Annotated in this window: 18 protein-coding genes; 10 read left to right on the top strand and 8 right to left on the bottom strand. The window is 61.1% G+C overall.

Annotated elements, in window-relative coordinates; all coding sequences use genetic code 11:
* Nucleotides 1-176 precede the first annotated feature (176 nt).
* The gene (locus ACZ5DH_RS13965; protein WP_464254852.1) at nucleotides 177-1,250 is read right to left on the bottom strand and encodes a M24 family metallopeptidase; all 1,074 of its coding nucleotides are present in this window, start codon (nucleotides 1,248-1,250) and stop codon (nucleotides 177-179) included.
* A 433-nt stretch (nucleotides 1,251-1,683) separates the two neighbouring features.
* Between ACZ5DH_RS13965 and ACZ5DH_RS13960 the strand changes: the two genes are divergently transcribed.
* The 6 genes from ACZ5DH_RS13960 to ACZ5DH_RS13935 all read left to right on the top strand — a co-directional run bounded on the left by ACZ5DH_RS13960 (nucleotide 1,684) and on the right by ACZ5DH_RS13935 (nucleotide 9,224).
* Nucleotides 1,684-2,493, top strand: coding sequence for an iron-sulfur cluster-binding protein (locus ACZ5DH_RS13960; protein WP_464254851.1), 810 nt, complete (start codon nucleotides 1,684-1,686; stop codon nucleotides 2,491-2,493).
* A 587-nt stretch (nucleotides 2,494-3,080) separates the two neighbouring features.
* Nucleotides 3,081-4,007: a dihydroorotate dehydrogenase gene (locus ACZ5DH_RS13955; RefSeq protein WP_464254850.1), complete on the top strand. Its 927-nt coding sequence runs from the start codon at nucleotides 3,081-3,083 to the stop codon at nucleotides 4,005-4,007.
* 3 nt (nucleotides 4,008-4,010) lie between these two features.
* On the top strand, nucleotides 4,011-5,141 hold the full coding sequence (locus tag ACZ5DH_RS13950; RefSeq protein ID WP_464254849.1) for a hypothetical protein: 1,131 nt from the start codon (nucleotides 4,011-4,013) through the stop codon (nucleotides 5,139-5,141).
* The gene (locus tag ACZ5DH_RS13945) at nucleotides 5,138-6,301 is read left to right on the top strand and encodes an NAD-dependent epimerase/dehydratase family protein (RefSeq protein ID WP_464254848.1); all 1,164 of its coding nucleotides are present in this window, start codon (nucleotides 5,138-5,140) and stop codon (nucleotides 6,299-6,301) included. Before ACZ5DH_RS13950 ends, ACZ5DH_RS13945 begins: the two co-directional genes overlap by 4 nt.
* Entirely contained in the window at nucleotides 6,298-8,286 is a 1,989-nt protein-coding gene (locus ACZ5DH_RS13940; RefSeq protein ID WP_464254847.1) for an ABC-F family ATP-binding cassette domain-containing protein, read from the top strand. The genes ACZ5DH_RS13945 and ACZ5DH_RS13940 overlap by 4 nt, the downstream gene beginning before the upstream one ends.
* A gap of 524 nt (nucleotides 8,287-8,810) precedes the next feature.
* A complete protein-coding gene (locus ACZ5DH_RS13935) occupies nucleotides 8,811-9,224 on the top strand; it encodes a (deoxy)nucleoside triphosphate pyrophosphohydrolase (RefSeq protein WP_464254846.1) in 414 nt (137 codons plus the stop codon).
* Nucleotides 9,225-9,571: 347 nt separating this feature from the next.
* On the opposite strand, the gene hemW is transcribed toward ACZ5DH_RS13935, so the two are convergent.
* Together hemW and ACZ5DH_RS13925 are read right to left on the bottom strand one after the other, a co-directional pair.
* Entirely contained in the window at nucleotides 9,572-10,984 is a 1,413-nt protein-coding gene (hemW, locus tag ACZ5DH_RS13930) for a radical SAM family heme chaperone HemW (RefSeq protein ID WP_464254845.1), read from the bottom strand.
* Between the two features lie 237 nt (nucleotides 10,985-11,221).
* Complete coding sequence (locus ACZ5DH_RS13925) at nucleotides 11,222-11,818, bottom strand: flavodoxin family protein (RefSeq protein ID WP_464254844.1); 597 nt, start codon at nucleotides 11,816-11,818, stop codon at nucleotides 11,222-11,224.
* A 129-nt stretch (nucleotides 11,819-11,947) separates the two neighbouring features.
* Here ACZ5DH_RS13925 and ACZ5DH_RS13920 point away from each other — a divergent pair, with 129 nt between their 5' ends.
* The 4 genes from ACZ5DH_RS13920 (at nucleotide 11,948) to purN (ending at nucleotide 16,626) form a co-directional block, all read left to right on the top strand.
* Nucleotides 11,948-12,337: a winged helix-turn-helix transcriptional regulator gene (locus ACZ5DH_RS13920; protein ID WP_464254843.1), complete on the top strand. Its 390-nt coding sequence runs from the start codon at nucleotides 11,948-11,950 to the stop codon at nucleotides 12,335-12,337.
* 221 nt (nucleotides 12,338-12,558) lie between these two features.
* Nucleotides 12,559-14,064, top strand: a complete 1,506-nt coding sequence (locus ACZ5DH_RS13915; protein WP_464254842.1) for a leucyl aminopeptidase — start codon at nucleotides 12,559-12,561, stop codon at nucleotides 14,062-14,064.
* Between the two features lie 2 nt (nucleotides 14,065-14,066).
* Nucleotides 14,067-15,587: a uroporphyrinogen-III C-methyltransferase gene (gene cobA / locus ACZ5DH_RS13910; protein WP_464256563.1), complete on the top strand. Its 1,521-nt coding sequence runs from the start codon at nucleotides 14,067-14,069 to the stop codon at nucleotides 15,585-15,587.
* A gap of 364 nt (nucleotides 15,588-15,951) precedes the next feature.
* Entirely contained in the window at nucleotides 15,952-16,626 is a 675-nt protein-coding gene (purN, locus tag ACZ5DH_RS13905) for a phosphoribosylglycinamide formyltransferase (protein ID WP_464254841.1), read from the top strand.
* A gap of 433 nt (nucleotides 16,627-17,059) precedes the next feature.
* Here the strand turns inward: purN and ACZ5DH_RS13900 are convergent, their stop codons facing one another.
* The 5 genes from ACZ5DH_RS13900 to ACZ5DH_RS13880 all read right to left on the bottom strand — a co-directional run bounded on the left by ACZ5DH_RS13900 (nucleotide 17,060) and on the right by ACZ5DH_RS13880 (nucleotide 23,615).
* On the bottom strand, nucleotides 17,060-17,764 hold the full coding sequence (locus ACZ5DH_RS13900; protein ID WP_464254840.1) for a cytidylyltransferase domain-containing protein: 705 nt from the start codon (nucleotides 17,762-17,764) through the stop codon (nucleotides 17,060-17,062).
* Nucleotides 17,765-18,088: 324 nt separating this feature from the next.
* On the bottom strand, nucleotides 18,089-19,732 hold the full coding sequence (locus ACZ5DH_RS13895; protein ID WP_464254839.1) for a cytidine 5'-phosphate N-acetylneuraminic acid synthetase: 1,644 nt from the start codon (nucleotides 19,730-19,732) through the stop codon (nucleotides 18,089-18,091).
* Nucleotides 19,733-20,111: 379 nt separating this feature from the next.
* Complete coding sequence (locus ACZ5DH_RS13890; protein WP_464254838.1) at nucleotides 20,112-21,299, bottom strand: DegT/DnrJ/EryC1/StrS family aminotransferase; 1,188 nt, start codon at nucleotides 21,297-21,299, stop codon at nucleotides 20,112-20,114.
* A 368-nt stretch (nucleotides 21,300-21,667) separates the two neighbouring features.
* A complete protein-coding gene (locus ACZ5DH_RS13885; protein WP_464254837.1) occupies nucleotides 21,668-22,747 on the bottom strand; it encodes an iron-containing alcohol dehydrogenase family protein in 1,080 nt (359 codons plus the stop codon).
* A 262-nt stretch (nucleotides 22,748-23,009) separates the two neighbouring features.
* On the bottom strand, nucleotides 23,010-23,615 hold the full coding sequence (locus ACZ5DH_RS13880; protein ID WP_464254836.1) for a DUF805 domain-containing protein: 606 nt from the start codon (nucleotides 23,613-23,615) through the stop codon (nucleotides 23,010-23,012).
* Nucleotides 23,616-23,758: the final 143 nt, after the last annotated feature.

The raw sequence follows: 23,758 nt of genomic DNA, 5'->3' as shown, positions 1-23,758 counted from the left end.
GCCGCTCAAGGTTTCGCCATACGGTTACGCATCATACCACACGCCAAAATACGGAAAGCCGGGATTGCCCCCCGGCTTTCCGTATTTTTATGACTCATGCGGCTACGCCCAATAGATGATCAGTGCGCGAACAGTGCACCACAAGCGCCCCAGCCGTAGCACCGTAAAGCGCGGGCCTACAAAATCCGCACGCCGTCTTCTTCCACCAGCACGGTATATTCCCAGCGCACCCCGCCCCACTGGTTGTAGTAGAGGCCCGGCTCCACGGTGACCACCATGCCCGGTTCAAGCACGCCTTCCGAGCGCGGCGAAAGACTGGGGGCCTCGTGGGTTTCAAGCCCCACGCCGTGCCCCAGGCCATGAGTAAACGCGTCTGCGGTTCCGGCCTTTTCAAACACCGCGCGGGCATAGCCATAGGCGTCACGCATGGGCTGGCCCGGGCGCATGGACTCAATGGCTGCGGTCTGCGCCTGACGCACAAGGTCATAGGTACGGCGGAACTCGTCCGTGGGATGTTCGCCCACCCAGAAGGTGCGGGTCTGGTCAGAGCAATAGCTGTTCACGCGGCAACCCACGTCAATGAGCACAGGGCAGTTGTCCGCGATGACGTCCTCGCCGGGTATGGCGTGTGGCAGGGCCGCATTTTTTCCCACAGCCACAATGTTGGCAAAAGCCAGCTCCGACGCCCCGTTTTCGCGGAAAAAGCGTTCAATGAGCCAGCTGACCTGGGCCTCTGTGCGGCCCGGCTCCAACTGACTTTCCACCCATTGCAGCATCTTGTGGTTGAGGCTGAAAGACTTTTCCAGAGCCGCCACTTCGCAAGGCTCCTTGATGCGCCGCAAATGCTCCACAAGACCGTCCGCGGCTTCGCAGTAGAGGCCCGGCCCGGCCCGGCGCAGGTCACGGGCAAAGGCCAGACTCATGCCCTGCGCCTCCACGCCGATGCGCCCGCCGCAGCGCCGCAGCAGTCCGTAAATATCCCGCGCCGCGTAGCCGCCGTAAATAAAAATACGTTCCACATCCCACAGGCGGGCGGCGGCGTCCAGATAACGCGCGTCCGTAGCTAGCCAGTCGCGCCCATCGGCTGTGATGACCAGCCGACCGGCGCTTTCGTTGTACTGCGGATCGTGCAGTTCAAAACCCGAAAGATAAAAACGGTTGGCAGCCTGGTTGACAAGCAGCGCATCCAGACCGCGAGCCCGCATGGCCTGACGCAATTTTTCCCGACGGTTGGCATACATATGGTTCATGACGGTTCTCCTGTCTCCAGTGTAGCGCGTGTGCGGCGGGCTGAAAAGTTGAAAATGCCGTGCATTGTACGCAGGTTGCGCCAACACGGCAGCGTAAGAGGGGCACAGACGGCAGTCCCGGCCGGCTCGCGGGGTTTGGCAGCCATCATGCAAGGTAGCGACAGCAGAGATTTTTAGCTGCCCTGGATACGTTATCTGCGACGTGTCGTGCAGGATTGCGGCCATGATAGCGGCAACGGACGGCAGACTCCGGCCTCACGAAGTGCGGGCAAGCAGGATCGCAGGCCTTCCAAAGGCTCCGCGGTGGCATTCTACATATACTGCGCTGCAGATGGGAACACATAAAATACACACAAAAAAAGAGTATTTAATTGTCCACTTATCCGGATCCCCCCGGTTGACCACCTGACCAAGTACGCCTATACTTTTTCGCATGTCGCAATCTACATCATGCGAGCTGAGTGTTCTGGACCTCGTGCCCTTTGGGCAGACCGGCAACGAAAGCCGCTTCTTCGCGCTGCGCCTTACCCGCCCTGAATGGACCAAGTGGCGGCCCGGCCAGTTTGTCATGATCCGCCCCCAGTCTTTCGGTCTTGAAATTCCCTGGGCGCGGCCCCTTGGCATATGTCATATGACGGCCCGGCACATGATCTGTTTCTTTCAGGTCGTGGGCAAGGGCACACGCCGCATGTCCGAACTGCGCCCCGGCGAAAAGGTTCGTGTATGGGGGCCCCTGGGCAACGGTTTTGCCATTGAGCCTGACACGCCTACTCTGCTTTTGGCGGGGGGCATGGGCATTGTGCCCTTTGTGGGCTATGTGAACGAACACCCCAAGCCCTGGAACGTCAGCATGCTTTTCGGCCACCGCGAGCCCATAAGCTGCTATCCAGTGGACAGCATCAATGAGCATGTGACGCTGGACAGCCTGCGTGAAACCGTGCCCGGCGACCTGGACAACTTCATATTTTCCATTCAGGAACGCATGGCCGAATATGCCGAGCAAAAGGGGCTGGTGCTGGCCTGCGGGCCCACGCCCTTTATGCGGACGGTGCAAAAATTTGCCGCCGAGCTTGGCGTGCGTTGTCAGCTTTCGCTTGAAAACCGCATGGCCTGCGGCGTGGGCGCCTGCCTTGGCTGCGTGAGCAAAACCACGGAAAACTGGCCAGTGCCCGCCAAACGCGGCGGCCAAGTGCAGGTGTGCAATCACGGCCCCGTGTTCTGGTCGGATCAGATTGAACTGTAATAGACCTCTATGGTAACACGCCCGCCTGAAGGCGAGGCGTGTTTGCCATGCGGGCATGACATTGCGGCCTGTTCGCCATGACGCCACGTCGCCACGCAGCAGGCAAAACAGCCGACCTTCCTGGCAGGCCTTGCGTGGCTTCACAGCACAGACTTACTGCGCGGGTCTTGCCACACGGCTTCGCAGCCCGGATTTACTTCGCGAATTTACTGCGCGGGCTTTACAAAAATTCGCGCAAAGCCGATAACCAACGTCGCTGCTTGCCTGCTTTGCCCTCAAGGGCATTGGCAATTACAGAAACCTGCTCCTTGACCCGCAAGACAGGCTGCGCCCGAAGCGCGCTTTTCACGTCTGCCGTCAAGGCGGAGCCTCACGAAGCAGCGAGACAAACGCGGATGCAAGGCTGAAAGCCGGGGCTAAAACCGGCACTGCTGTCCGCGGAGCGGCGCCACCCACAGATTGCGGCAGCGGCAGAAAGCAAACAACGCCCGTGAAGGCTCACCCCCAGCCGGGCATACAACCCCCTCACCGCCCCCGCGCAAGGCCTTGCGCTAAGGCGGGTCTGCGCGGTTACTGGAGAACGCGGCATGGATCTTTCCGTCACACTGAGCGGCCAGACGCACGATCTGCCCCTCAAAAATCCCATACTTACGGCCTCCGGAACCTTCGGCTACGGCGTGGAATTCGCCACCTACGGCGACCTTGCCAGCCTCGGCGGCATGGTGGTCAAGGGGCTTTCGCTCCAGGCCCGCGAAGGCAACCCCACCCCCCGCATTGTGGAAACCACGGCGGGCATGCTCAATGCCGTGGGTTTGCAGAACGACGGAGTCGATGTCTTCTGCTCGCAAAAGCTCCCTGCCCTGCCCTGGCAGGAAACGCCCGTTATCGCCAATATCTATGCGAGCTCGGTTGAAGATTTCGGCCTGCTGGCCGCCCGCCTCAATGATGAGGAAGGCGTGGCCGCGCTTGAGGTCAACGTGTCCTGCCCCAATGTCCGTGAGGGCGGCATAGCCTTTGGTCAGGATCCCCGGATGCTGGCGCAGGTGACGTCCGCCGTGCGCGGCGCCGCGCCCGACAAGCACGTCATGGTCAAACTTTCGCCCAATGTCACCGACATCACCGTCATGGCCCGCGCGGCGGAAGAAGCCGGCGCAGACAGCATATCCTGCATCAATACGCTTCTCGGCATGGCGGTTGACCTGCAACGGCGCCGCCCGTCCCTGGCCAACGTGGTCGGCGGCCTTTCCGGCCCTGCCATCAAACCCGTGGCCCTGCGCTGCGTATGGCAGGTCGCCAGCGCGGTAAAGATCCCCGTGGTGGGCGTGGGGGGCATCTCGTGCGTTGAGGACGCGCTGGAATTCATCATGGTGGGAGCGCACGCCGTTCAGGTGGGCACCGCCAGCTTCATGCGGCCGGACTGCGCCTTTGCCTTGGTGAAGGAGCTTCCCGCCGCCTGCGAACGCCTGGGCGTTTCTTCGCTGAACGAGCTGCGCGGCAGCTTGCAACTGGGCTGATATATGGCGCTTACCATCACCGCCGTCCGCTCTGAAGCGGAGTTCGCCCAGTTTCTTGATCTGCCTTGGGGCATCTACGCCCAAAGCCCTTTATGGACGCCGCCCATCAAGAGTCAGGAGCGCGAACTGCTCACCCCTGGCGAGCATCCCTTCTGGGAAACGGCCCGCCGGGAGCTTTTTCTCGCTGCGCGCGACGGGCGGCTTGTGGGCCGCATCGCCGCCATTGTCGATGAAAAATACAATGCCTACGCGGGCGAAGCCTGCGGAGGCTTCGGTTTTTTTGAGTGCGAAGACGATAAGGAAGCCGCCCATGCCCTGCTGGAAGCCGCCAGAGACTGGCTGGCCGGCCAGGGCATGACCTTCATGCGCGGACCGCTGAACCCCTCCGCAAACTATACCTGCGGGCTGCTGGTAGACGGCTTTGAGCTTGCGCCCACCATCATGATGCCCTGGAATCCGTCGTACTACCCCATACTGCTGGAAAGCTGGCATCTGCGCAAAGAACAGGACCTTTTCGCCTATCTTCTCGAAAGAGGCCGCTTCAATCCGCCGGAATGGCTCCATGACGAAGTGGCCCGCCTCAAGGCCGAGGCCCATTTCACCTGCCGCACTTCCAGCAAGGGCACGCTGACCGAAGACATCCGCGACATGCTGGCCCTGTACAAGGATTCGTGGGCGGACAACTGGGGCTTCTCCCCCCTTTCGGACGGCGAAGCCGAACAGCACGTCAAGGAACTGAAGAGCGTGCTGGACCCGGAATTTTTCGTCCTCTTTTACCACAACGGCGAACCGGCCGCCGGTATGGTGGCCCTGCCCGACATGGCCCCCCTGCTCCGGCGGCTCAACGGCAAGCTCGGCCTGTCCGCCCTGTGGCACTGGTGGCGCGCGCGGGCCGAGATACGCGGCGGCTACCGCACCATCCTTTTCGGCATCCGCGAGGAATTCAGGCTCATGGGCCTGCCCCTGCTGCTGCTGGACTTCATGCTGGAAAAAGCCCGGCTGCGGCCGGATTTTCAGTGGGTGGAAGGCTCGTGGGTGCTTGAGGACAACGTGGCCATCAACGATCTTCTCGAAGATTTTTCGGGTCGCCTCACCAAGCGCTACCGCATCTACCGCAGGGAGATTGAGGCATGAGCGCGCCGGGCTGCGAAAAAGATATTGGACAGACCGGCCCTGCCTGCCGCGATGGCTCCTGGGCGGCGGATTCCGCCGCCACCGGACATCTTGAGAACGTGCGGGTGCTGCTTACGGGCGGCACGGGTTTTGTGGGCCGCCATCTGCTGCCGCAACTGTTGCGGGCAGGGGCGCGCGTCACCTGCCTCACGCGGGCAAGCTCGCGCACGGCGGACCTGCCTGAAGGCGTGGCCGTGGCCCAGGCCGATCTCGGCAGCGGGCGCGGCCTGACCGAAGCCCTTGAAGGACAGGAGGTGGTCATCCACATGGCCGCCCTTCTTTTCGGGTTGGGCTGGCAGGACTATCTGCGCGCCAACGCCCGCGCCGCCGCCTGCCTGGCCGAGGCCATCCGTCAGGCAGACAGCGGCGCCGCCGGGCGCGGCCAACAGGGCATGCAAAGGCTGGTGCTGGTGTCCAGCCAGGCGGCCACCGGCCCCTGCGGCACGGCCCCCGGCGTTGACGACGATGCCGTGCCCGCGCCCGTGTCGGCCTATGGCTGGTCAAAAGCGCTGACCGAACAGATTCTGGGCCGCGCCCTTGGCGACCGCATGGTCACCTTGCGCCCGCCCATCATCTATGGATCGGGCGACAAGGGCCTTCTGCCCGTCTTCAAGGGGGTCATGCGCGGCGTGGCCGTGAGCCCCGGATTTGGGCGGAAATTTCCCGTCAGCGCCATACACGCGCGCGACATGGGTCAGGCCGTCATGTGCGCCTGCAGGCCCGACGCACGGGGCGTCTACCACCTCAATGACGGGCAGGCCCACAATATGAGCGATTTTTGCCGCGCCATGGGGCATGCCGTGGACAAGGCGCTGAACCGCCGCTCGCGCGAGGTGCATGTCATTCACATGCCCCTGCCCATTATGGCGCTTACGGCAGGGCTTTCTTCCGCCTTCGGCATTGTTGCCGACGCCCTGCTGGGCAGGCTCCCCGCCTCTTTCGGCGGCCGCCTGCGCCGCGCGCCCAACTGGAATCTGGACAAATACCGTGAAGCCCGGCAAGCTGGCTGGCTGAGCGATGGCAGCCGCATTCGGCGAGAACTTGGCTTCACGCCCTGCATGAGCCTTGAGGCTGGCATGGCTGAAGCAGTGGAAGGCTACCGTCGCGAGGGCTGGTTGTGAAAATAACGATTCAGGAACTTTCAAAATCTTTTGGCGGAAGGGACATCTTCAGCAATTTTTCGCTGGAGGTGGATTCCGGGGTGCGCCTGTGCGTCTGTGGCCCCAACGGTACGGGAAAGTCCACGTTTTTGCGGCTGCTGGCCGGGGTGGAGTCCCCTGACGGCGGGCGCGTCATTTTGCCGCGCGGCTGCCGCATGGGCTATGTGGAGCAGGAACTTTCAGAAGAGGCTCTTGAAACGCCGCTGCTCACCTACGTCCTGGACGTGCTGCACGACTGGAGCGACTTCTGGACGCAATGGGAAGAAGCCGCCGCCGACAAGGACGAATCCCGCCTTACCGAACTCATGCATCGCCAGAGCGAGTTGGAATCACTCTACGGGTACAACCCCGAGCACAGGGCCAAGGCCGTGCTTTCGGGTCTGGGGTTTGCCGAGCACAAGTGGGGCCGCACCCTGCGCGAACTCTCCGGCGGCTGGCGCGAACGCGCCAAGCTTGCCCGCGTGCTCACAGCAGGGGCGGACGTGCTTTTGCTGGACGAACCCACCAACCACCTGGACATGGAAGCCGTGGAGTGGCTGGAGTCCTTTTTGCTGGACTTCAAGGGCGCGCTGGTCTTCGTGGCCCACGACCGCCGCTTTATGGACACGGTGGGCACGCACGTGCTCTATCTGGGCCTCTCGCGCCCCGTGTTCCGCAAAGCCACCTACACCCAGTTTCTGACCCTGCAGGACGAGTACAACGCCCAGCGCGAGCGCGAGGCCCGCGCCCTCAGGGAAGACCTTGATAAAAAAATGGCCTTTGTGGAGCGCTTTCGCGCCAAGGCCACCAAGGCCCGTCAGGCTGGTTCGCGCCAGAAGATGGCGAAAAAACTTGAAAAAGAGCTTGAAGATTACAGGCCGGAACCCAAGCGCAAAGAGCTGAACTTTTCCTGGCCCGAAGCGCCGCACTCTGAAAAAATCGTTCTGGCCGCCGCTGATCTGGATTTTCATTTCGGCGACGGCAAAGTCATGTGGCCGCCCCTGACCTTTACCCTGTACCGCGGGCAGCGGGTAGCCCTGGTGGGCCACAACGGCTGCGGCAAGTCCACGCTGCTCAAGCTGCTGGCGGGCACGCTGGAGCGCTGCGGCGGCAATCTGGCCACGGCCACGCAACTGCGCATGGGCTACTATACCCAGCACCAGATGGACACCCTACGCGACGACACCACGGTGCTTGGCGAAATACGCCGATTGTCCGACCCGCGCACCACTGAAGAAGAGCTCATGAGCGTGCTCGGCCTCTTTCTTCTGGGGCAGGACTATTTTGACAGGCAGGTCGGCGCGCTTTCCGGCGGTGAAAAAAGCCGCCTTGTGCTGGCGAGCCTGTTTCTGAAGCGCTGCAACTTTCTGCTGCTGGACGAACCCACCAACCATCTGGACCTTGAAAGTCGTGAAGCGCTGGTATCGGCCCTGCAAAAGTTCACGGGAACCCTGCTCATGGTCGCCCACGACCGCTGGCTGCTTTCACAGGTGGGCGCGGAGGCCTGGGAGCTTGACAAAAAGGGCATTACGGTGTTTCCCGACTTTGTAGCCTATGACGCGGAACGCCGCGCGCGCAACGCTGCGGCGGGCGCAGGCGGCGGCCAGGGCGCGCAGGCGCAGGAAGCCGGATCAGCGGCCGACGCCGGCCAGAGCCTTTCGCGTGAGGAGCAAAAGCGCCTCAAGCGCGAACAGGCCGAGAAACGCAATGCCCTGCACAAGGAACTCAAGCCCCTGCAAAGCAAGTATGACGTCATGGAAAAAGAGCTGGCCAGGGTGCTGGACGAGCAGGGAACGGTCGAGGCCCAACTGGCCGACCCCGAAATTTATGCCGACCACGCGCGCTCCTCGGAACTGCTGAAAACGTTTGAGGCCTGCAAAAAGCGCGGCGAAGACCTTTTTGAAGAAATGACCGCTCTCGAGGAGCGCATGGACGCCGTGCGCGCACGCTGGAATACGGAAGACTAGAGCAGTTTCCGAATGAAGTGAGTTAGCCGCTCTGCAAGGATTTTCCTGAAAATCCTTGCCACGAAATGCGCGTAGGCGGACTTTTGCCTGCCGTACGCGAGCATTTCAAGTGTTAAATGCTCTAGCCATGGCCAGGGGAACGGCGTTTTTGCCGTGGGCCGTGGCAAGACGGCTTCGTACAACAGCGCGCGCGTTTTCGTAACACCAGCGGATCGGGCCTGCCCTGCTGCCGTAACCAGCAGGCAGGACGGCGGTTTTTTGCCACGCGCCCTGAAAAACACGCCGGAGCAGACCAACCTTGAGAATGCCCATTCTCAAAGTTTTTTTTGACTCGCCCGCTTCAGTGCTTACTATCAAAGGCTCACACGGCCTTCACGGCGGCGCTGCGCACGCAGTCGTCAGAGCAGTTTCAGCGTGAAACGGCTCTGACGGGCGGGCCAGGGCGTCGCACTACCCGTGGTCATGCCACAACATGGCAGACCTGCGGCGCAATTTCTCAAGGGATTCAAAGGAAAAGATCGGGGATGGATTACACGCAAACAATTGATGTAGCGGCGGGCATAATCTGGCGCGGCGGGCTTTTTCTTGCCGCCCAACGGCCCACCAACAAGATAATGGAAGGCTACTGGGAGTTTCCCGGCGGCAAGCTTGAGGGCAATGAAAGCCCGGAAGAAGCGCTGCGGCGCGAACTGGCTGAAGAACTGGGCATCGGCGTACGCGAGGCCAGCTACTGGCAGTGTGTTGAGCACCACTACCTGGAGCGGAAACTCATCGTGCGCCTGTATTTTTTTCACGTTACCGAGTTTGCGGGCGAGCCCTGCGCCGTAGAAGGGCAGAATCTGCGATGGGTCAGCCCGGACGAAGCCCCGGGCCTGGGCTTTCTGCCTGCCGACGCGGGCGTGCTCGAACAGCTTCTGGCCCTCGGCACGTTCCACTAGAGCAGATTAACTTTGAAATGCTTCACATTTCAAAGTTTTCATTCAGCCGAAAAATGCGATTTGCGACAGCCATCAGCAATCTGTTCGTTCTATTAACCAATTGCTGTCTTTGCGGCAGCCGTTGCTTTAGCCGTTGTGACGCAGGAAGCTACGGATAAAGACGGCAATGAGTTACGCAAAAATCTTACCCAAAGAGTCGCTGTCGTTATCCGTAAGCCGCTGACGCTGCAACGGTTCAGGCAAGCCCTGCGGGCCTCATGCTTTAGGCACCAAACCGCACACCGCATGCTCAGGACGTCATGCCTCAAGCCTTGAACCACAACTATCGGGGCCTCAGATGTTGAGCCTCAGGCCTTGGGCCACTGCACCGTGCGTATCTCCGGCCTGCTGCGGGCGTTCCTTTTGTGCCCCAGCGGTCCGGCGGGAATCACAACATCCTGCGCGGCCGCGTCAGCCGCCCCTGCCGTCATATCGCCCGGCTGGCCGGCCACCTGGCCCACGGCCCTTTCCGCCAGTACAGCCTCGCCAAGGCTGCCGGCGCCCGTGCCGACGGCAGGCTTCACGTCTGGTCGCGCTCCGGAGGCCAGACCCTGCTTGAGAACTTCGCGCGTGCGCGCGAACAGATTGCTCAAAATGGAGTTGGACACCAGCATGCCGCTGCGCGTCAGCCGCAAATAGCCGTTACGTATGCGTATGAGTCCGTTTTCATGCAGGGCCTGCACCAGGCGCTGGTGGTCGCGCACAAAATCCCGCCCGGTCATCTCCCGGTAGGCTTTGACCTGCAATCCGCGTGACGTGCGCAGCCGCAGCATGAGCAGTTCCAGCACGCGCGTCTGCGCATCAAGAACCTCCACTTCCTGACCGAGGCTTCCGTCCCGGGCGCGCATGTCCCAGGCTCTCTGGCTTGCCGGATTGGTCCAGCGTTGTCCGCCTATGGTCGATGTGGCTGAAGGCCCGAGGCCCAGATAGTCCTCGCCCTCCCAATAGCCCATATTATGACGGCACTGAAAGCCCATACGGGCGAAATTTGAGATCTCGTAGTGCAGGTAGCCGTGCTGTTCCAGCAGGGCCGCGCCTTCCATAAACATGATGTTCTGGTCGCGCTCCGGAGGCAATATCAGGCGGCCTTCCTCCACATCCAGTTCCAGGGGCGTGCCCGGTTCCACGGTCAGGCCATAGGCCGAGATATGGTCCGGGCTCATGCGCATGACGTCCTTGAGGGTTTGCAGCCACTGCCGCACGCTCTGCCCCGGCAGGCCCCACATGAGGTCCACGTTGATGTTGGCGCAGCCCGCCTCCCGCGCCAGAAAGGCCGCGTGCAGGCTGTCCTGGGCCTTGTGCGGACGCCCCAGCATGCGCAGCATGCTGTCGTCAAGACTCTGAATGCCGATGGAAAGACGGTTGATGCCCGCCTCAAGATACTGGGTCACGCGGTGGCCGCCCCGCAGGGATTCGGGGTTGGCCTCAAGCGTCACTTCGGCCTTGTGCGCCAGCTTGAAGTAGCGGCCAAGGCGTTCCATAATGTGCCCTATGACGCGCGGCGGCAACAGGCTCGGCGTGCCGCCCCCGAAAAATACCGACTGCACGGTGCTGCCGCCCAGGCGGTCGCCCCAGTGGGCCATCTCCATAAACAGGGTGTCAATATAGTCGCGCACCACAGGGGATGACACAGGGTCCACCCCGCGCCCCAGAGGATTGGAAAAAAAGGCGCAGTAGCGGCAGCGCGTGCTGCAAAAGGGAACGTGGATATATATGAGCATGGTCCTTCCAGTGACAGAAAAATGGCGCGGTCAATGCGGCGGCAAGCCCCTGCGGGATATTTGCAAGGATTATGCCCCACCATGCCCGCACCGCCCGCGCATGACAAGGCCAGCCTTGCCGCCGGAGCGCTGACAAGGCCGGCCTTCGACGCTCCCCGGCTTGCCCGGCACGGGGCACTCCCGTATCGTGCGGAGTCCGCTCGTATCGTGCGGGGTTCGCTGATGTCGCGAGAGCCGCTACGCCGGAAAGCTCGCCATGTGCGGGGCTGTCGCCTTGCCGAGCCATGCTATGGCACGTCCGAGATGACGCATGTTTTCCATGGCGCGCTCGTCGCTTACAACCTCTTTTTCGTCCCTGCCGTAACCTATGTTCCAGAACGTCGATCCCGGAACAAGCATCCGCGACATGAGAAACATGTGGTTGATGCTGTCAAAGGCGTGCGTTGCCCCGCCGCTGCCTGCGGCAACGACTGCGGCCCCTATCTTGCCCTGAAACAGACCGCCGTTGACAAAGGCCACATATCCGGCGCGGTCCACAAGGGCCTTCATCTCCGCGCTCATGTCGCTGAAGTAGCACGGCGTTCCTAGAATCATCGCGTCTGCCGCGAGCATTTTTTCCAGAATTCCGTTGAGGATGTCGTCGTCAAATACACATCGTTCGTCCTGCTTTTCCAGGCATTTCTGGCAGCCCCGGCAGCCGTGGATTTTTTGGCCGCCAATCTGCACAAGCTCGGTTTCCCAGCCTGCTTCCATCAGCGGCGACAGAACTTTTTCCAGCAATACCGCCGTATTTCCATTTTTTCTCGGGCTGCCGTTAAGTGCGAGTACTTTCATTGTTTTGCTCCTTGCGGATAGGGTAATGCTTGGATACTATCCTTTTCATGCAATTTTGTAAGTACTGACAAAAAAATCATGTACTAACAAAAAATATAGTATGAATGCTTTTACCAGGCCGGAGTTGCCATGCCTGACGCCTGCGAAACCAAAACACCGGGAAACAAGCCGTACCGTTGCGGCTTTGAACTCACTCTTGACCTTATTGGCGGCAAATGGAAGCTCCTTATCATCTATTTTCTGGCGGAGCGCCCTGTCCTTCGCTTTGGCGAGCTGCGCCGCTGCCTGCCCGATGTCAGCGAGCGCATGCTGGTCAAGCAGCTTCGTGAACTTGAGCATGACGGCATCATTCACCGGGAAGCCTATGGAACTGTTCCGCCGCGTGTGGAATACTCACTGACGACCATAGGCGTGTCGCTCATCCCCATCATGCGCTCCTTGCGCGCCTGGGGCGACGGCTATGACGAAAAATTGCAAGACCTGGCAAAAAATCCGGTAAAAAGCGCCGCCACGCCGTAAGCGCGGCATGGCTGTCACTGCCCTGCGCATCGCGTCCCCGGCGCGCGACTTCTGACCGGCATGAGGCGCTGCTGTGGCGGCGCGGCAAGGCCCGTCGTGCTGCACCCTTGGCAAAAAGGCCGGGGCAGCGTATATTCCCAACCCGGACAGGCCGCCGCACACAGTGCCAGAAGCCTGCCTACCACCGCATGCGTGCGGCACATATGAGGAGAACGCAGCCCATGGATATACGTTTTCAGAATCTTGGCCCGGAACACTGGAAGGGCGAGGTCATGCTGGCCCCTGTCTGCCAGGATGAGGCCCTGACGGAAGTCTGCCCCCAGATTGACAAGGCCGCGCCCTGGTTGGCCATTGCGCCCGCCCTGCGCGACTTCAAGGGCAAGGCCGGCGAGCTTGCCCTCATGCACGGGCATCCCGAGCTTTCCGTGCCACGCGTGCTGGCCGTGGGCCTTGGCCCCAGAGAAAAGGTGGATACCGCGGGCATCCGCAAGGCCATTGCCGCTGCCGTGCAGTTGTGCCGCCAGAAAGGCTACGCTTCCATACTGCTGCCCGAACCGGCCCTTGCCCGCCTGCCCGGCGGCCGCGAACGCCTGGTGGAAGAATGCGTGTGCGCCGCAGAGCTGGCCCTGTACCGTTTTTCGGCGCTGAAAAAGGCCGACAAGGATGAACCCGCCGATCCGCAGTGGCTGGCCCTCGGCTTTGACGGCGAAGAAGTGCCCGACGCCTCCCACGCCGCCGCCCGCCGTGGTGAAACCGCGGCCTGGGCCGTGGGCATGGCCCGCGACCTGTCCAGCACCCCCCCCAACCTGCTCTATCCTGAAAAGCTGGCCGAACGCGCCCAGGAACTGGCCCGCCAGAAGGGCTTTGCCTGCACCGTGCTTGACGAGCACGCCCTTGAAAAAGAAGGCATGGGCTGCCTGATGGCCGTGGGCCAGGGCTCCGGCCGTCCGCCCCGCCTCGTCATCATTGAATACGCCCCCAAGGACCACGAGCAGGACAAGCCCCTTATCCTCGTGGGCAAGGGCATCACTTTTGACACGGGCGGCATCAGCCTCAAGCCCGCTCCCAACATGCACCAGATGAAGGCCGACATGACCGGGGCCGCCACCGTGCTGGCCGCCGTGGCCGCGCTGGCTCAGGAAGAGGCCCCCCGCCGGGTCATCGGCCTTCTGGCCTGCGCCGAAAACATGCCCGGAGGCCGCGCCATGCGCCCCGGCGATGTTGTGCGGGCCGCCAACGGCGATACCGTTGAAATCCAGAATACCGACGCCGAAGGCCGCCTTGCCCTGTGCGACGCCCTGGCCTACGCCCAGAAAACCTGGACCCCCGCCGCCATGGTGGACATAGCCACCCTCACGGGAGCCTGCGCTGTGGCCCTTGGCACGCAGGTGGCCGGGCTCTTCAGCGATGATGAAGACCTCAGCGAGCGCATCCGCGCCGCCGGGGGCGCATGCGGCGAAGAATTCTGGCCCCTGCCCCTGTGGAAGCCCTATGCCGAACAATTGAAAAGCGACGTGGCCGACATCTGCCACATGGGCCCGCGCGAAGGCGGGGCCATCAACGCCGCGCTCTTTTTGCAGCATTTCATTCAGGAAGGGGTACGCTGGGCGCACCTGGACATTGCCGGGGTTGACTGGGCCGCCAAGCCCACGCCCCTGTGCCCCGCCGGGCCTTCGGCCTTTGGCGCGCGCACGCTGCTTGAACTGGCCAGAGGAGGCGTTCAGTAATGATGAAGGTGTATCTGATCGGCGCAGGCCCCGGCGACCCTGGCCTGCTTACCCTCAAGGGGCGTGACGCTCTGGCCGCCGCCGACGTGGTGGTCTACGACGCTCTGGCCAATGACAGCCTGCTCAACCACGCCAGCCCCCACGCGGAAAAAATCTATGTGGGCAAGGTGGCGGGCAACCACGCCCTGCCCCAGGACGAAATCAACGCCCTGCTGGTGCGCAAGGCCAAGGAAGGCAAGATCGTGGCCCGCCTGAAAGGCGGCGACCCCTACATATTCGGACGTGGCGGCGAAGAGGCCGAAGAGCTTGTGGCCGCCGGAGTGCCCTTTGAAGAAGTGCCCGGCATCAGCAGCACCATCGCGGCTCCGGCATATGCGGGCATACCGCTGACCCACCGCGACTTTGCGTCTTCCGTGACCATCATAACCGGCCACGAAAACCCGGACAAGCCCGGCTCCGTCCACAACTGGCCCGCCCTGGCGGCCAGCGCCTCCACACTGGTTTTTGTCATGGGCATGAAAAACCTGCCCGACATTGCCCGCAACCTTCTGGATGCCGGCATGGCCCCGGACACCCCGGCCGCCCTCATCTATCGCGGCACAACGCCCCGCCAGCGCAGCCTTGTGTCCACACTGGCAAAACTGCCCGCCGCCGCCATTGAGGCCAAATTCACCAACCCTTCCGTAATCCTGGTGGGCAAGGTGGCGAGTCTGCACAAGACGCTCAACTGGTTTGAACAAAAGCCCCTCATGGGCCGCAGCATTGTGGTCACCCGCGCCCGCGAGCAGGCCAGCGGTCTCGCGGCCAGCCTGACGGAACTGGGGGCCGAGGTTATCCAGTGCCCCACCATTGAGATCAGCCCCATGGCCGACTACGCGGAACTGGACGCCGCCCTCGCAAGACTTGCCAACTACCACTGGATCATCTTCACCTCGGTCAACGGCGTGCGCCATTTCTGGCAGCGTCTGGCCGAGGCGGGCAAGGACAGCCGCGCCCTGGGCGCCTGCAAGGTGGCAGCCATTGGCCCCGCCACCGCCGATGCCCTGACGCAACGCGGTATTTCGCCCGACTTCATCCCCGATCGCTATGTGGCCGAGGGCGTGCTTGACGGCCTTGTGGCCCGCGAAAACGGCAACGTGCGCGGCAAGCGTTTTCTGTTGCCCCGCGCCGCCAAGGCCCGTGAAGTGCTGCCCGACGAACTGCGCAAGGCCGGAGCCGTTGTGGACGTCATCTCCGCCTACCAGACCGTGCCCGCCGCCCACCGCAGGGACGAGGTGCTGGAACGTATCACGGCCGGTACGCTGGACTGCGTGACCTTCGGGTCTTCATCCACTGTGGAGAACTTTCTCTCCCTTATCCCGGCGGCCGTGCTCAAGGCCCATCCCGAAGTGCAGCTTGCCGCCATCGGCCCCATTACGGCCGACACACTGACGGCCAACGGTCTGCCCTGCCACATCCAGCCAGCGGAATACACCATTCCCGCTCTGGTTGCGGCGCTGCAGGAACACTTCGCCAAGGCCTGACCCGCGTCCGGGCTGGCTTTTGCAGGGGAAAGTATTTTGTGGGGGAGGGACCCTTTTGTAAAAGGGTCTCCTCCCCCACACCCCCACCCCCAAAAACTTTTACCTTGTTGCAGTATGCTGCGGGGAGCCTCCTGAACCGAAGCGAGTGAAGCCAGGGTTCACAAAACCGGCGGGTCCGCATAAAAAAGCTCTAAGGAAACGCTGAGTTATTCCGCTTGGCGGCGTTGCTTCACTTTTTTTGAAACAGTCGAGGACGGAAGAGTCCACTCCTGCTTCAAAAAAAGTTTGCGCCTTGCCAAACGAAACAACTGCGCGTTTCCAAGAGGCTCTTTAATCAGTGTCTTCTTAATAAAACGGAAACCTCATGCCACTGAATATCGCCATACTCGCCTCGGGCAGCGGCTCCAACGCACAGGCCATGATCGATAAAGCCGCCGCTGGCGTTCTTGACGTGAACATCTGCTGCATCGTCTGCAACCGCCCAGGCGCGGGCGTTATCGAGCGGGCACGCAAGGCCGGCGTTACATGCGTGGTGCTGGACCACAAGGAATTTGCCGACCGCGAGAGTTTTGATCTCGCCGTGGTGCAGACCCTTCAGGATCACGGCGCACAGCTCATCGTGCTGGCCGGGTACATGCGCATATTGAGCACGGCCTTTCTGGAAGCCTTTTCAGGCCGTATCATCAATATCCACCCCGCCCTGCTGCCCAGCTTTCCCGGCGTACACGGCGGCGCCGACGCCTGCGGGTACGGCGTCAAGATATCCGGCTGCACCGTGCATTTTGTAGAAGAAAAGATGGACAGCGGCCCGGTCATCATTCAGGCCGCCGTGCCCGTGAACCCCGGCGAAGAGGTGGACGACCTCATGCAGCGCATCCACGCCATGGAGCACCGCATCTACCCGCAGGCCATCCAGTGGTTCGCCCAGAACCGCATCAGCGTATGGGGCCGTGAGGTGCATGTGGCCCCCGGCAAAGCCAGTACCGTGACGCCCGACGGGCCGTGGCTGGTATGGCCGCCGCTGGAACAAGGATTTTAGTGTATTTTTATGTTGGGAGAGCTTTGTGGGGGAGGGCCCCTCACAGCATCGGCGCAACGAACGCCTGCTCCCGCCGCCGCCTGAACAGTTTCAAAAGGATTGCGCATGGCTTGCCTTGAACAATACATGCAGCACATCGCTTCATAGATCAAAAGGCTCCCCGACAGTGCCGGGGAGCCTTTTGATCTATGTTTCTTTTAAACGGGCAAGAATAGGCGTGGGCTCAATCTACCCAGATTAATTTTGCAATCCGGTGTTGGCTGTGGAAGGCGCTGTTCAACCTCCCCACCTCAGATCAGAAAACCCTTTCAACTCTACCAAACTATAATAAGAGTTTTAGGGGGTGGGGGCGTGGGGGAGGAGACCCTTTTGCAAAAGGGTCCCTCCCCCACAAAGCACTTCAAAAAAACATACCCCGATCTCAGCCCTTCCCTCAGGCCTTGGCGCAGGCCGTGCCGCACACGTCCACAATGGCCCGCGCGTCCATATCGGGCGAGATGGGCAAGAGCGCCAGACGGCGGAAGTCGTCGGGCCTGTCCATGTCCAGGCGCAGATCCGGGCGGCGCAGCCAGTCTTCAGCGGGGTCAAAGGTGCCGATGTGAAAATCGGCGGCATTGTCCCAGATATAATTCAGGCAGTGTTCACGCTGCGAAGGCAGTGCGGCCTTGCGGCCCATATCCTCAAGCAGTTCGCGCGAAAGTATCTCGGCCCCGAGGCCATCGGGCCAGAGGTTATTGCGCGGGATATGGTTGTAGGCGTAATCCCAGTTGCCCTGACGGTAAAAATCCACCAGCCTGTCCACGGCTCCGCTCCAGATGAGCGGGTTATCCGCGCACACGCGCACCACAAGACCGGCGTCCGCCAGTTGGGCGGCCTGGCAGAACCGCGCCAGCACGTCGTCTTCCGGCCCGGCCATGCAGGGGATACCGCGACGGCGCAGGTGTTCCAGCAGCACCACATCCAGCGGGGTCTCCGGCACTGCCACCATGATGGAATCCAGACGCGCGCACACGCCAAGACGGCGCGTAACCCAGTCGATAACCGGCACGTCACGCAGGCAGAGCAGGGATTTCAGGGGCAGGCGGCTGGACCCCAGCCGGGCCTGAACAATGGCGACAACCTTGCCTTTACTGGACATGATACTTCCTTTTGAACAGATCGGCGTTGAAAATATGTATTTGCCCTGGCGCTAGAGCAGATTGCGAATGAAATGAGTTAGCTGCTCTGCGAGGATTTTCCTGAAAATACTTGCCACGAAATGCGCACAGGCAGGCTTTTGCCTGCCGTGCGCGAGCATTTCAAGTGTTAAATGCTCTGGACCAGATTAACTTTGAAATGCTTCACATTTCAAAGTTTTCATTCGTCGCAACGGCTAAAGCTCGGCTGAATCCACGCCACGCTGTGGCGCGCTGCACTTTCGTGCGGTGTTAGAGCATTTACACTTTTTCAAAGGTAAAATGCCCTAACGTTCCGTATCCTGGGGGCGTTCGTTCAGAAGCCCCAGCATGCGCCGCACCACACGGCCCTTGTTGACGGTAAAATCCATGTCAGCCTGCCGTTGCCAGAAGCGTTCGCGGCGCGGATTTTTCAGCATGGCCAGAAAGGTGTTGCGTATCCTGCCGTCGCTCACGCGGTCCATTATGCCCACAAAAGCAAAACCGTGGCGTGGGCGGGCAAAGGTATGGCGCGCCTCACGCTCATGCGTGGCCAGCACAAGGGCGGGCACGCACATATGGGCCAGTTCGTAAACCGTGCGCCCGGCGGAACAGATGGCAAGGTCGGCCCCTTCCATCATGCGGCTCATGACATTGGTGGCCCAGGTAAAGGTGACCAGGGGATTGTCGAGCTTATGGAGGCGCTCTTCCATGGCCTCCTTATGGGCATAGCCCGGCCCTGCCACCAGACGGATGGCAATGCCGTAGCCACGGCAGATGGGCTCGATGATGTCCAGCACCCGGCGCGAGCAGTCGTGCTGGTCCGTGCCGCCAAAGGTTATGAGCACGGTTTTGACTTCAGGTCGAAAAGGATTACGCGCCGCGTTCACAAATTCGTCGCGCAGGCAGAAAAATTCCGGCCCGCAGCAAATCCTGTCCGTACTCTTGCCCTCGTACAGGGCGTTGACCACCAGCCGGGCCAGCGACGCGCCGGGGCCTTCATCCTCAAAATTCACGCAGCGGACGCCCGCGTTGGTGAGGCGCTTCATATAGGCCGTGGTGGTATTGAGGATATCGTTGATCACAAGGTCGGGCCGCAGGGCAAGCACGGTGTCGGCCAGGTCTTCCTGACCCTGCCGCACGATCTTGTAATCCCTGCGGGCAATGCTCTCCACCGCCAGTTCGCTTTCGCGCGTGCAGACAAAGCTTACCCTGTGGTTGGAAATCTCGTGCGCCAGCATGAGCGCCCGGAACACGTGGCCCATGCCGATGGCGGGCCAGCCGGCCACCACAAAGACCACATGCCGCCGCTCCAGCAGGCGCTCGCATATCCACCAGTCCTGATAGCCCTGGATTTCAATGGCCCTGTCATTGAGAAAATAGGGGATGACGCGCCCCCGCCCCGGCCCCTTGGGGTTCGCAAGACAGGACAGGCGCAGCATGATGAGCGCGCGGCTTTCGACAACCAGCGTCTTTTCTTCATCCGGGGCCGCGTCATCGTCCAGCAGGCCCTCAAGCCCTTCGCCGTGCATGTTCCAGATGCGCTGCCGCACGCTTTTGACGGTCACAAGACTGTCGGCATCGGCCTCGCGGTATTTTTTCCAGGCGTGTTCCACATCCACCCAGGTCAGCAGAGGGCAGGAAGCGCGCAGAATGATGCAGTGCTCATACTCTTGCGCCAGTTCGTCCAACAGCACGCGCATTTCGCTGACAATATCCAGCGACGTGAAGCGCAGGTCCTTGTTGCGACGAAAGCCCACCCCGGCGCGCTCGCAGATGAGGGAGATCTCCTGGCTGTCGGTGAGCACCACAATGTCTTCACCAGGCAGAACGCCCCGCGCCGTATTGATGGCCCGCTGCACGAGCGTCACGCCAGCAAGTTTTTTCACCAGCTGGTCGGGTATGACGGCGTTTTTCTTGATGGCGGGAATGACAATACAGCGTTCTTTCACGGTTAACCCTTATGCGGCTGGCCGGTTTGAAACCATTTTCAACGCGGCCCGTTCGTTGGGGATGCCCGGCTGTCCAAGGCGGCACAGTCTTTTTGCAAAGCCCGGAGCAGACTTACAGTGCAAATCGATGGTCTCAACGGCTCAGTCGCCCGCTTCGGCAGGTAACGCGCCTATACCTGAGCTGGCGCCTTAACGGCGGGCGCCTGCCCCCGCAGTGGCCAGAGCGTTTTCAACGGACAATTGCTTGAAGGCCGTCGGGGGGCGGCGCCTTGGCGCGCCCCCCGGCAAGCGCCTTTATATATGACGCGGCCTGGGACGAAAACCGCAGTCCCGGCTCAGATTACCGTTAAAATGTGACGCATTTCAAAGGCAAAAGACTCTAACGGATTTTCGCCAGCACTTCGCGGGTCGACGCCAGCATGTAGTCAAACTCCTCTTCCGACAGCCAGTGCTGGAAGGGGAAGGAAATCATGGTGTCAAAAAACACGTCGGCATTGGGGCAGCAGGCTTCGCCCATGCCCAGACGCCGGTAGTACTCGTACCTGTCCAGCGGAATATACTGCACCACGCACTTGACGCCCTTTTCATTGAACATGGCGCGCATGAAACGGTCACGGGCCTCAACACCGGAAGTCATGCGGGCCGCCAGCAGATGGTAGTTGTGACGGCGGCTGTCTTCGCGGTGGAATTCCAGCTCGGGAAAATCCTTCAGGGCGTCGATGAAGGCCAGGGCGCGCGCACGCTTCTGGTCATTGATTTCATCAATGCGCTCCAGCAGTTTTGCGCCCAGGGCGCACTCCACTTCACCGAGGCAGTAGTTGTTGGGCTGCACCATGCGCCCGTCGATAATGGGCATGTCCACGTTGCCCATGGCGGGCTTCCAGTAGTCCGGGCGTTCAAAGTCAAAGCCGCAGTGCCCGTTGTGGCGCAGGGTAGGCACCATGGCCGCGAGTTTGGGGGCGCGCACATACAACATGCCGCCTTCGCCCAAGGTGGTGAGGTTTTTGTGCGAATGGAAGGAGAAGATGGCCATGTCGCCGAAGGCTCCGGCCTTGACACCGTCAACCTCGGCCCCGATGGCCTGGGCCGCGTCTTCGATGAGGATCAGGCCGCGCTCCTTGCACAGGGCGGCAATGGCGGGCATGTCCGCCACATAGCCATAAAGGTGCACCACCACCACGACCCTGGTGCGCGGGCTCAGCACACGCTCGATGCTTTCGGCCGTGACCACGCGGGTGTGCAGGTCCACGTCTGCCCAGACAAGCTTTGCGCCCTTTTTGACATACGGATAGGCCGAAGCCGTGAAGGTGTGGGAGGGAATGACCACCTCGTCGCCTTCATTGAACAGGCAGAGCTGAGCCGAAAGTTCCAGCGCGGAGCAGCCATTCATGGTGGTAAAGCACGTGCCCTGGGCAACGCCCTGATAGTCGGCGAACTTGCTTTCAAACTGGCGCATATAGGGTCCCTGGGTCAGGGGATCGGCATTGCGCATGGCCTCTACCACCACGGCGATCTCGTCTTCGGTGTAACGGATGGCGCGGCCGCTGAAGTTGACTTTGATATCCATGAGACTCCTCACTGTGGAGTTTTGCGCTTGAAACGCGGCCCGGCAAAACTTGCGCCGGCCTGCGTTCCACAAGGCGGATCAGCCATGACAGTACGGCGCTGCCAGGCATCTGGCAGGCAGGACGCCTTGGGGCTGCCGTCCGAAAGTGGCTGACGGCGGCGAGGCTTTGGCCCCCGCCGCCGGCAGATGATGACAGTAGAGCATTTTCGCATTGAGAATATCCATTCTCAATGCTTCCAAGACGCCCACTTCGGCGCGTAACAGCGCAATAAATTACGCTTACGCCTCCGCGGCGGGCGTCTGCTCCCGCATCCGCCAGAGCAATTTCAAAATGAAATTGCTCTAGTGTCCAGATGCCAGCCCTGCGGCTACATCCTTTTAAAGCGATCGATGACGTTTTCCTTGGTGAGGATTTTTTTGAAATCCGGGCCAAGGCGGTTGGACAACGGTTTTTCATGCACGATGCTCGCCCCGTAGAGCGCGTCGTACTGGGCGTCGGTAAGGCCCTGACAGATGCCCTTGGGCAGATCAATGCCCTGGCGTTCCATCATGGTCATGAATTCCTTGTACTGCTCGGGATAGATGTCTTCCAGCACGGACAGGGCATAGCAGTTGGCTATGCCGTGGCGCATGTGCAGCACCATGCTGAGGCCGGCGGAAAGGGGATGCACCACGCCCACGAAACCGGCGGCCATGCCGCCCAGGTAGGAGGCGATCATCATCTTTTCGCGGTTTTCTTCGCTCATCATGTCCTGCGAGAGAAAGACCTGCTTGCAGAGGTCGATGGCTTTTGCCGCCAGGGAGTCCACCACAACGTTGCGGTACGAGCCGGTGATGCTCTCAAAGCAGTGCATGTAGGTGTCGATGCCCGTGTAAAAATACTGGTTGCGGGGCACGCTGGCCGTGAGCTCGGGATCCATCAGCACCTGGTCGAACATGGTGAAGTCACTGTTCATGCCCAGTTTGATGTTCTTTTGCTCATTGCAGATAATGCCCGTGCGCGAGGTTTCGGAGCCCGTGCCCGACAGGGTGGGCACCGCGATTTTGTAGGGCGCGGGGTTCTTGACCAGATCCCAGCCCTGGTAGTCTTCAGCCTTGCCGGGATTATCAAGCAGGTTGCCGACGCACTTGCAGGTGTCAAGCACGCAGCCGCCACCAAGAGCCACCAGGGCGCAGGGCTCCGCACCCTTCAGAAAGGCCTTCACCTGATCGGTGTAGCCGTCCACGCTGTCGGTGGTGGGTTCGCTGGCGGTGTCGATGTAGAGCACCATGTCGCGGCTTTCCACAGGCAGTTTGCCCGTCAGGTCCTTGCCCTGAAAGAAGTGATCCAGAAAAAAGACCGCGGGGCCAGCCACAGCCGCGCGGCGTGTGGCCAAAAGATCTCCAAGCTGGCTCAGGCTGCCCTGGCCAATCATATAATAACCGACATTTTTTGCATTACGGAACATAGGTGTCCTCACAGTATGGCATAGGATTTCCGGGCCATACGCTATAGCCGCAGGTCTTGCAATAGCCGCTGCAAAGCGGCTTCCAGCGCGAACCAGCGGGGTTAGAGCAATTTCAAAGTGAAATTGCTCTGGCGACTGCGTGAGCAGGCGCCCGCCGCGAAGGCGTAAGCGCAGTTTATCTGCGCGGTTAAACGCCGTAGTGAGCGTGCCTTAAACTTTGAGAATGTATATTCTCAAAGTTAATCTGCTCTAAAAAGACGGATCAGTCTCTTTTGTCAGGCACGGCACGCTGCCCCGGCTCCACGCCGGAGGCATCCCCGCCCCGCGCCTGGGTGTCGCCCGGCTTAGAAGCCAGTCGCGCCCAGCCATTATCAGCGCCACCATCGGCGTTTGCGCCGGCAGCAGCTGCGCTGGCGGCTGGTGTGGATGCGGCCGCCCCGTCTTCCAGCGGGTCGGGGCCGAAACGGTTGGGTCCCACAGTGCCCCTGCGGGCGTAAAGGATGAGCAGCCCAAGACCACTCAGACCAGCCAGCATGATGCACATATATGCGGATGTGCCAAAGTCAAGATACAGGGCAAGCCCCCCGAGCGCGGCCAGCCCTATGGGGGCCGCCTGAACCCAGCCGGAAAGGTTGGCGTCGTGCAGGCGGCGGGCGGTCACCGCAAGATGCGGCAAAAGCAGTATGAGACTAACAAGACCGCTTGTCAGCATGCCTGTCTGTGGCGAGGCGTTGCTGAAAATTCCCAGAAACGAATTAACGATGGCGCCAAAGAGCACGAACCACCAGAATTCCGACCGCGAAGCACGGCCCCTGAAGTCACTGTACTCTCGAAACAGACACGTTCTGACCGCAGTCTTGAAATCCATTCGCGCTCCTTTGTGTCTCGCGCCGGGAAGGTTATATGCTCTAACACTCCGCTCCGGATCAAAAAACACCCTGTCCCATCCTGACATCCAGTAAAGACCTTAGACGGGTGATACGCGAGGAAGAAGCCCCTTTTGCAAAAGAG

It is taken from the genome of Desulfovibrio simplex (assembly GCF_055387835.1).
Note: the sequence above shows the minus strand (reverse complement) of the source record. Positions and strands in the feature narration are given on the sequence as shown.

Bases quoted from the DNA above. Each gene is read 5' to 3' on its own strand.
- cobA (WP_464256563.1), top strand. From the start codon at position 14,067: ATGAAGGTGTATCTGATCGGCGCAGGCCCCGGCGACCCTGGCCTGCTT.
- ACZ5DH_RS13945 (WP_464254848.1), top strand. From the start codon at position 5,138: ATGAGCGCGCCGGGCTGCGAAAAAGATATTGGACAGACCGGCCCTGCC.
- ACZ5DH_RS13950 (WP_464254849.1), top strand. From the start codon at position 4,011: ATGGCGCTTACCATCACCGCCGTCCGCTCTGAAGCGGAGTTCGCCCAG.
- ACZ5DH_RS13885 (WP_464254837.1), bottom strand. From the start codon at position 22,747: ATGTTCCGTAATGCAAAAAATGTCGGTTATTATATGATTGGCCAGGGC.
- ACZ5DH_RS13955 (WP_464254850.1), top strand. From the start codon at position 3,081: ATGGATCTTTCCGTCACACTGAGCGGCCAGACGCACGATCTGCCCCTC.
- hemW (WP_464254845.1), bottom strand. From the start codon at position 10,984: ATGCTCATATATATCCACGTTCCCTTTTGCAGCACGCGCTGCCGCTAC.
- ACZ5DH_RS13960 (WP_464254851.1), top strand. From the start codon at position 1,684: ATGTCGCAATCTACATCATGCGAGCTGAGTGTTCTGGACCTCGTGCCC.
- ACZ5DH_RS13900 (WP_464254840.1), bottom strand. From the start codon at position 17,764: ATGTCCAGTAAAGGCAAGGTTGTCGCCATTGTTCAGGCCCGGCTGGGG.
- ACZ5DH_RS13925 (WP_464254844.1), bottom strand. From the start codon at position 11,818: ATGAAAGTACTCGCACTTAACGGCAGCCCGAGAAAAAATGGAAATACG.
- ACZ5DH_RS13890 (WP_464254838.1), bottom strand. From the start codon at position 21,299: ATGGATATCAAAGTCAACTTCAGCGGCCGCGCCATCCGTTACACCGAA.
- ACZ5DH_RS13935 (WP_464254846.1), top strand. From the start codon at position 8,811: ATGGATTACACGCAAACAATTGATGTAGCGGCGGGCATAATCTGGCGC.
- purN (WP_464254841.1), top strand. From the start codon at position 15,952: ATGCCACTGAATATCGCCATACTCGCCTCGGGCAGCGGCTCCAACGCA.
- ACZ5DH_RS13920 (WP_464254843.1), top strand. From the start codon at position 11,948: ATGCCTGACGCCTGCGAAACCAAAACACCGGGAAACAAGCCGTACCGT.
- ACZ5DH_RS13965 (WP_464254852.1), bottom strand. From the start codon at position 1,250: ATGAACCATATGTATGCCAACCGTCGGGAAAAATTGCGTCAGGCCATG.
- ACZ5DH_RS13880 (WP_464254836.1), bottom strand. From the start codon at position 23,615: ATGGATTTCAAGACTGCGGTCAGAACGTGTCTGTTTCGAGAGTACAGT.
- ACZ5DH_RS13915 (WP_464254842.1), top strand. From the start codon at position 12,559: ATGGATATACGTTTTCAGAATCTTGGCCCGGAACACTGGAAGGGCGAG.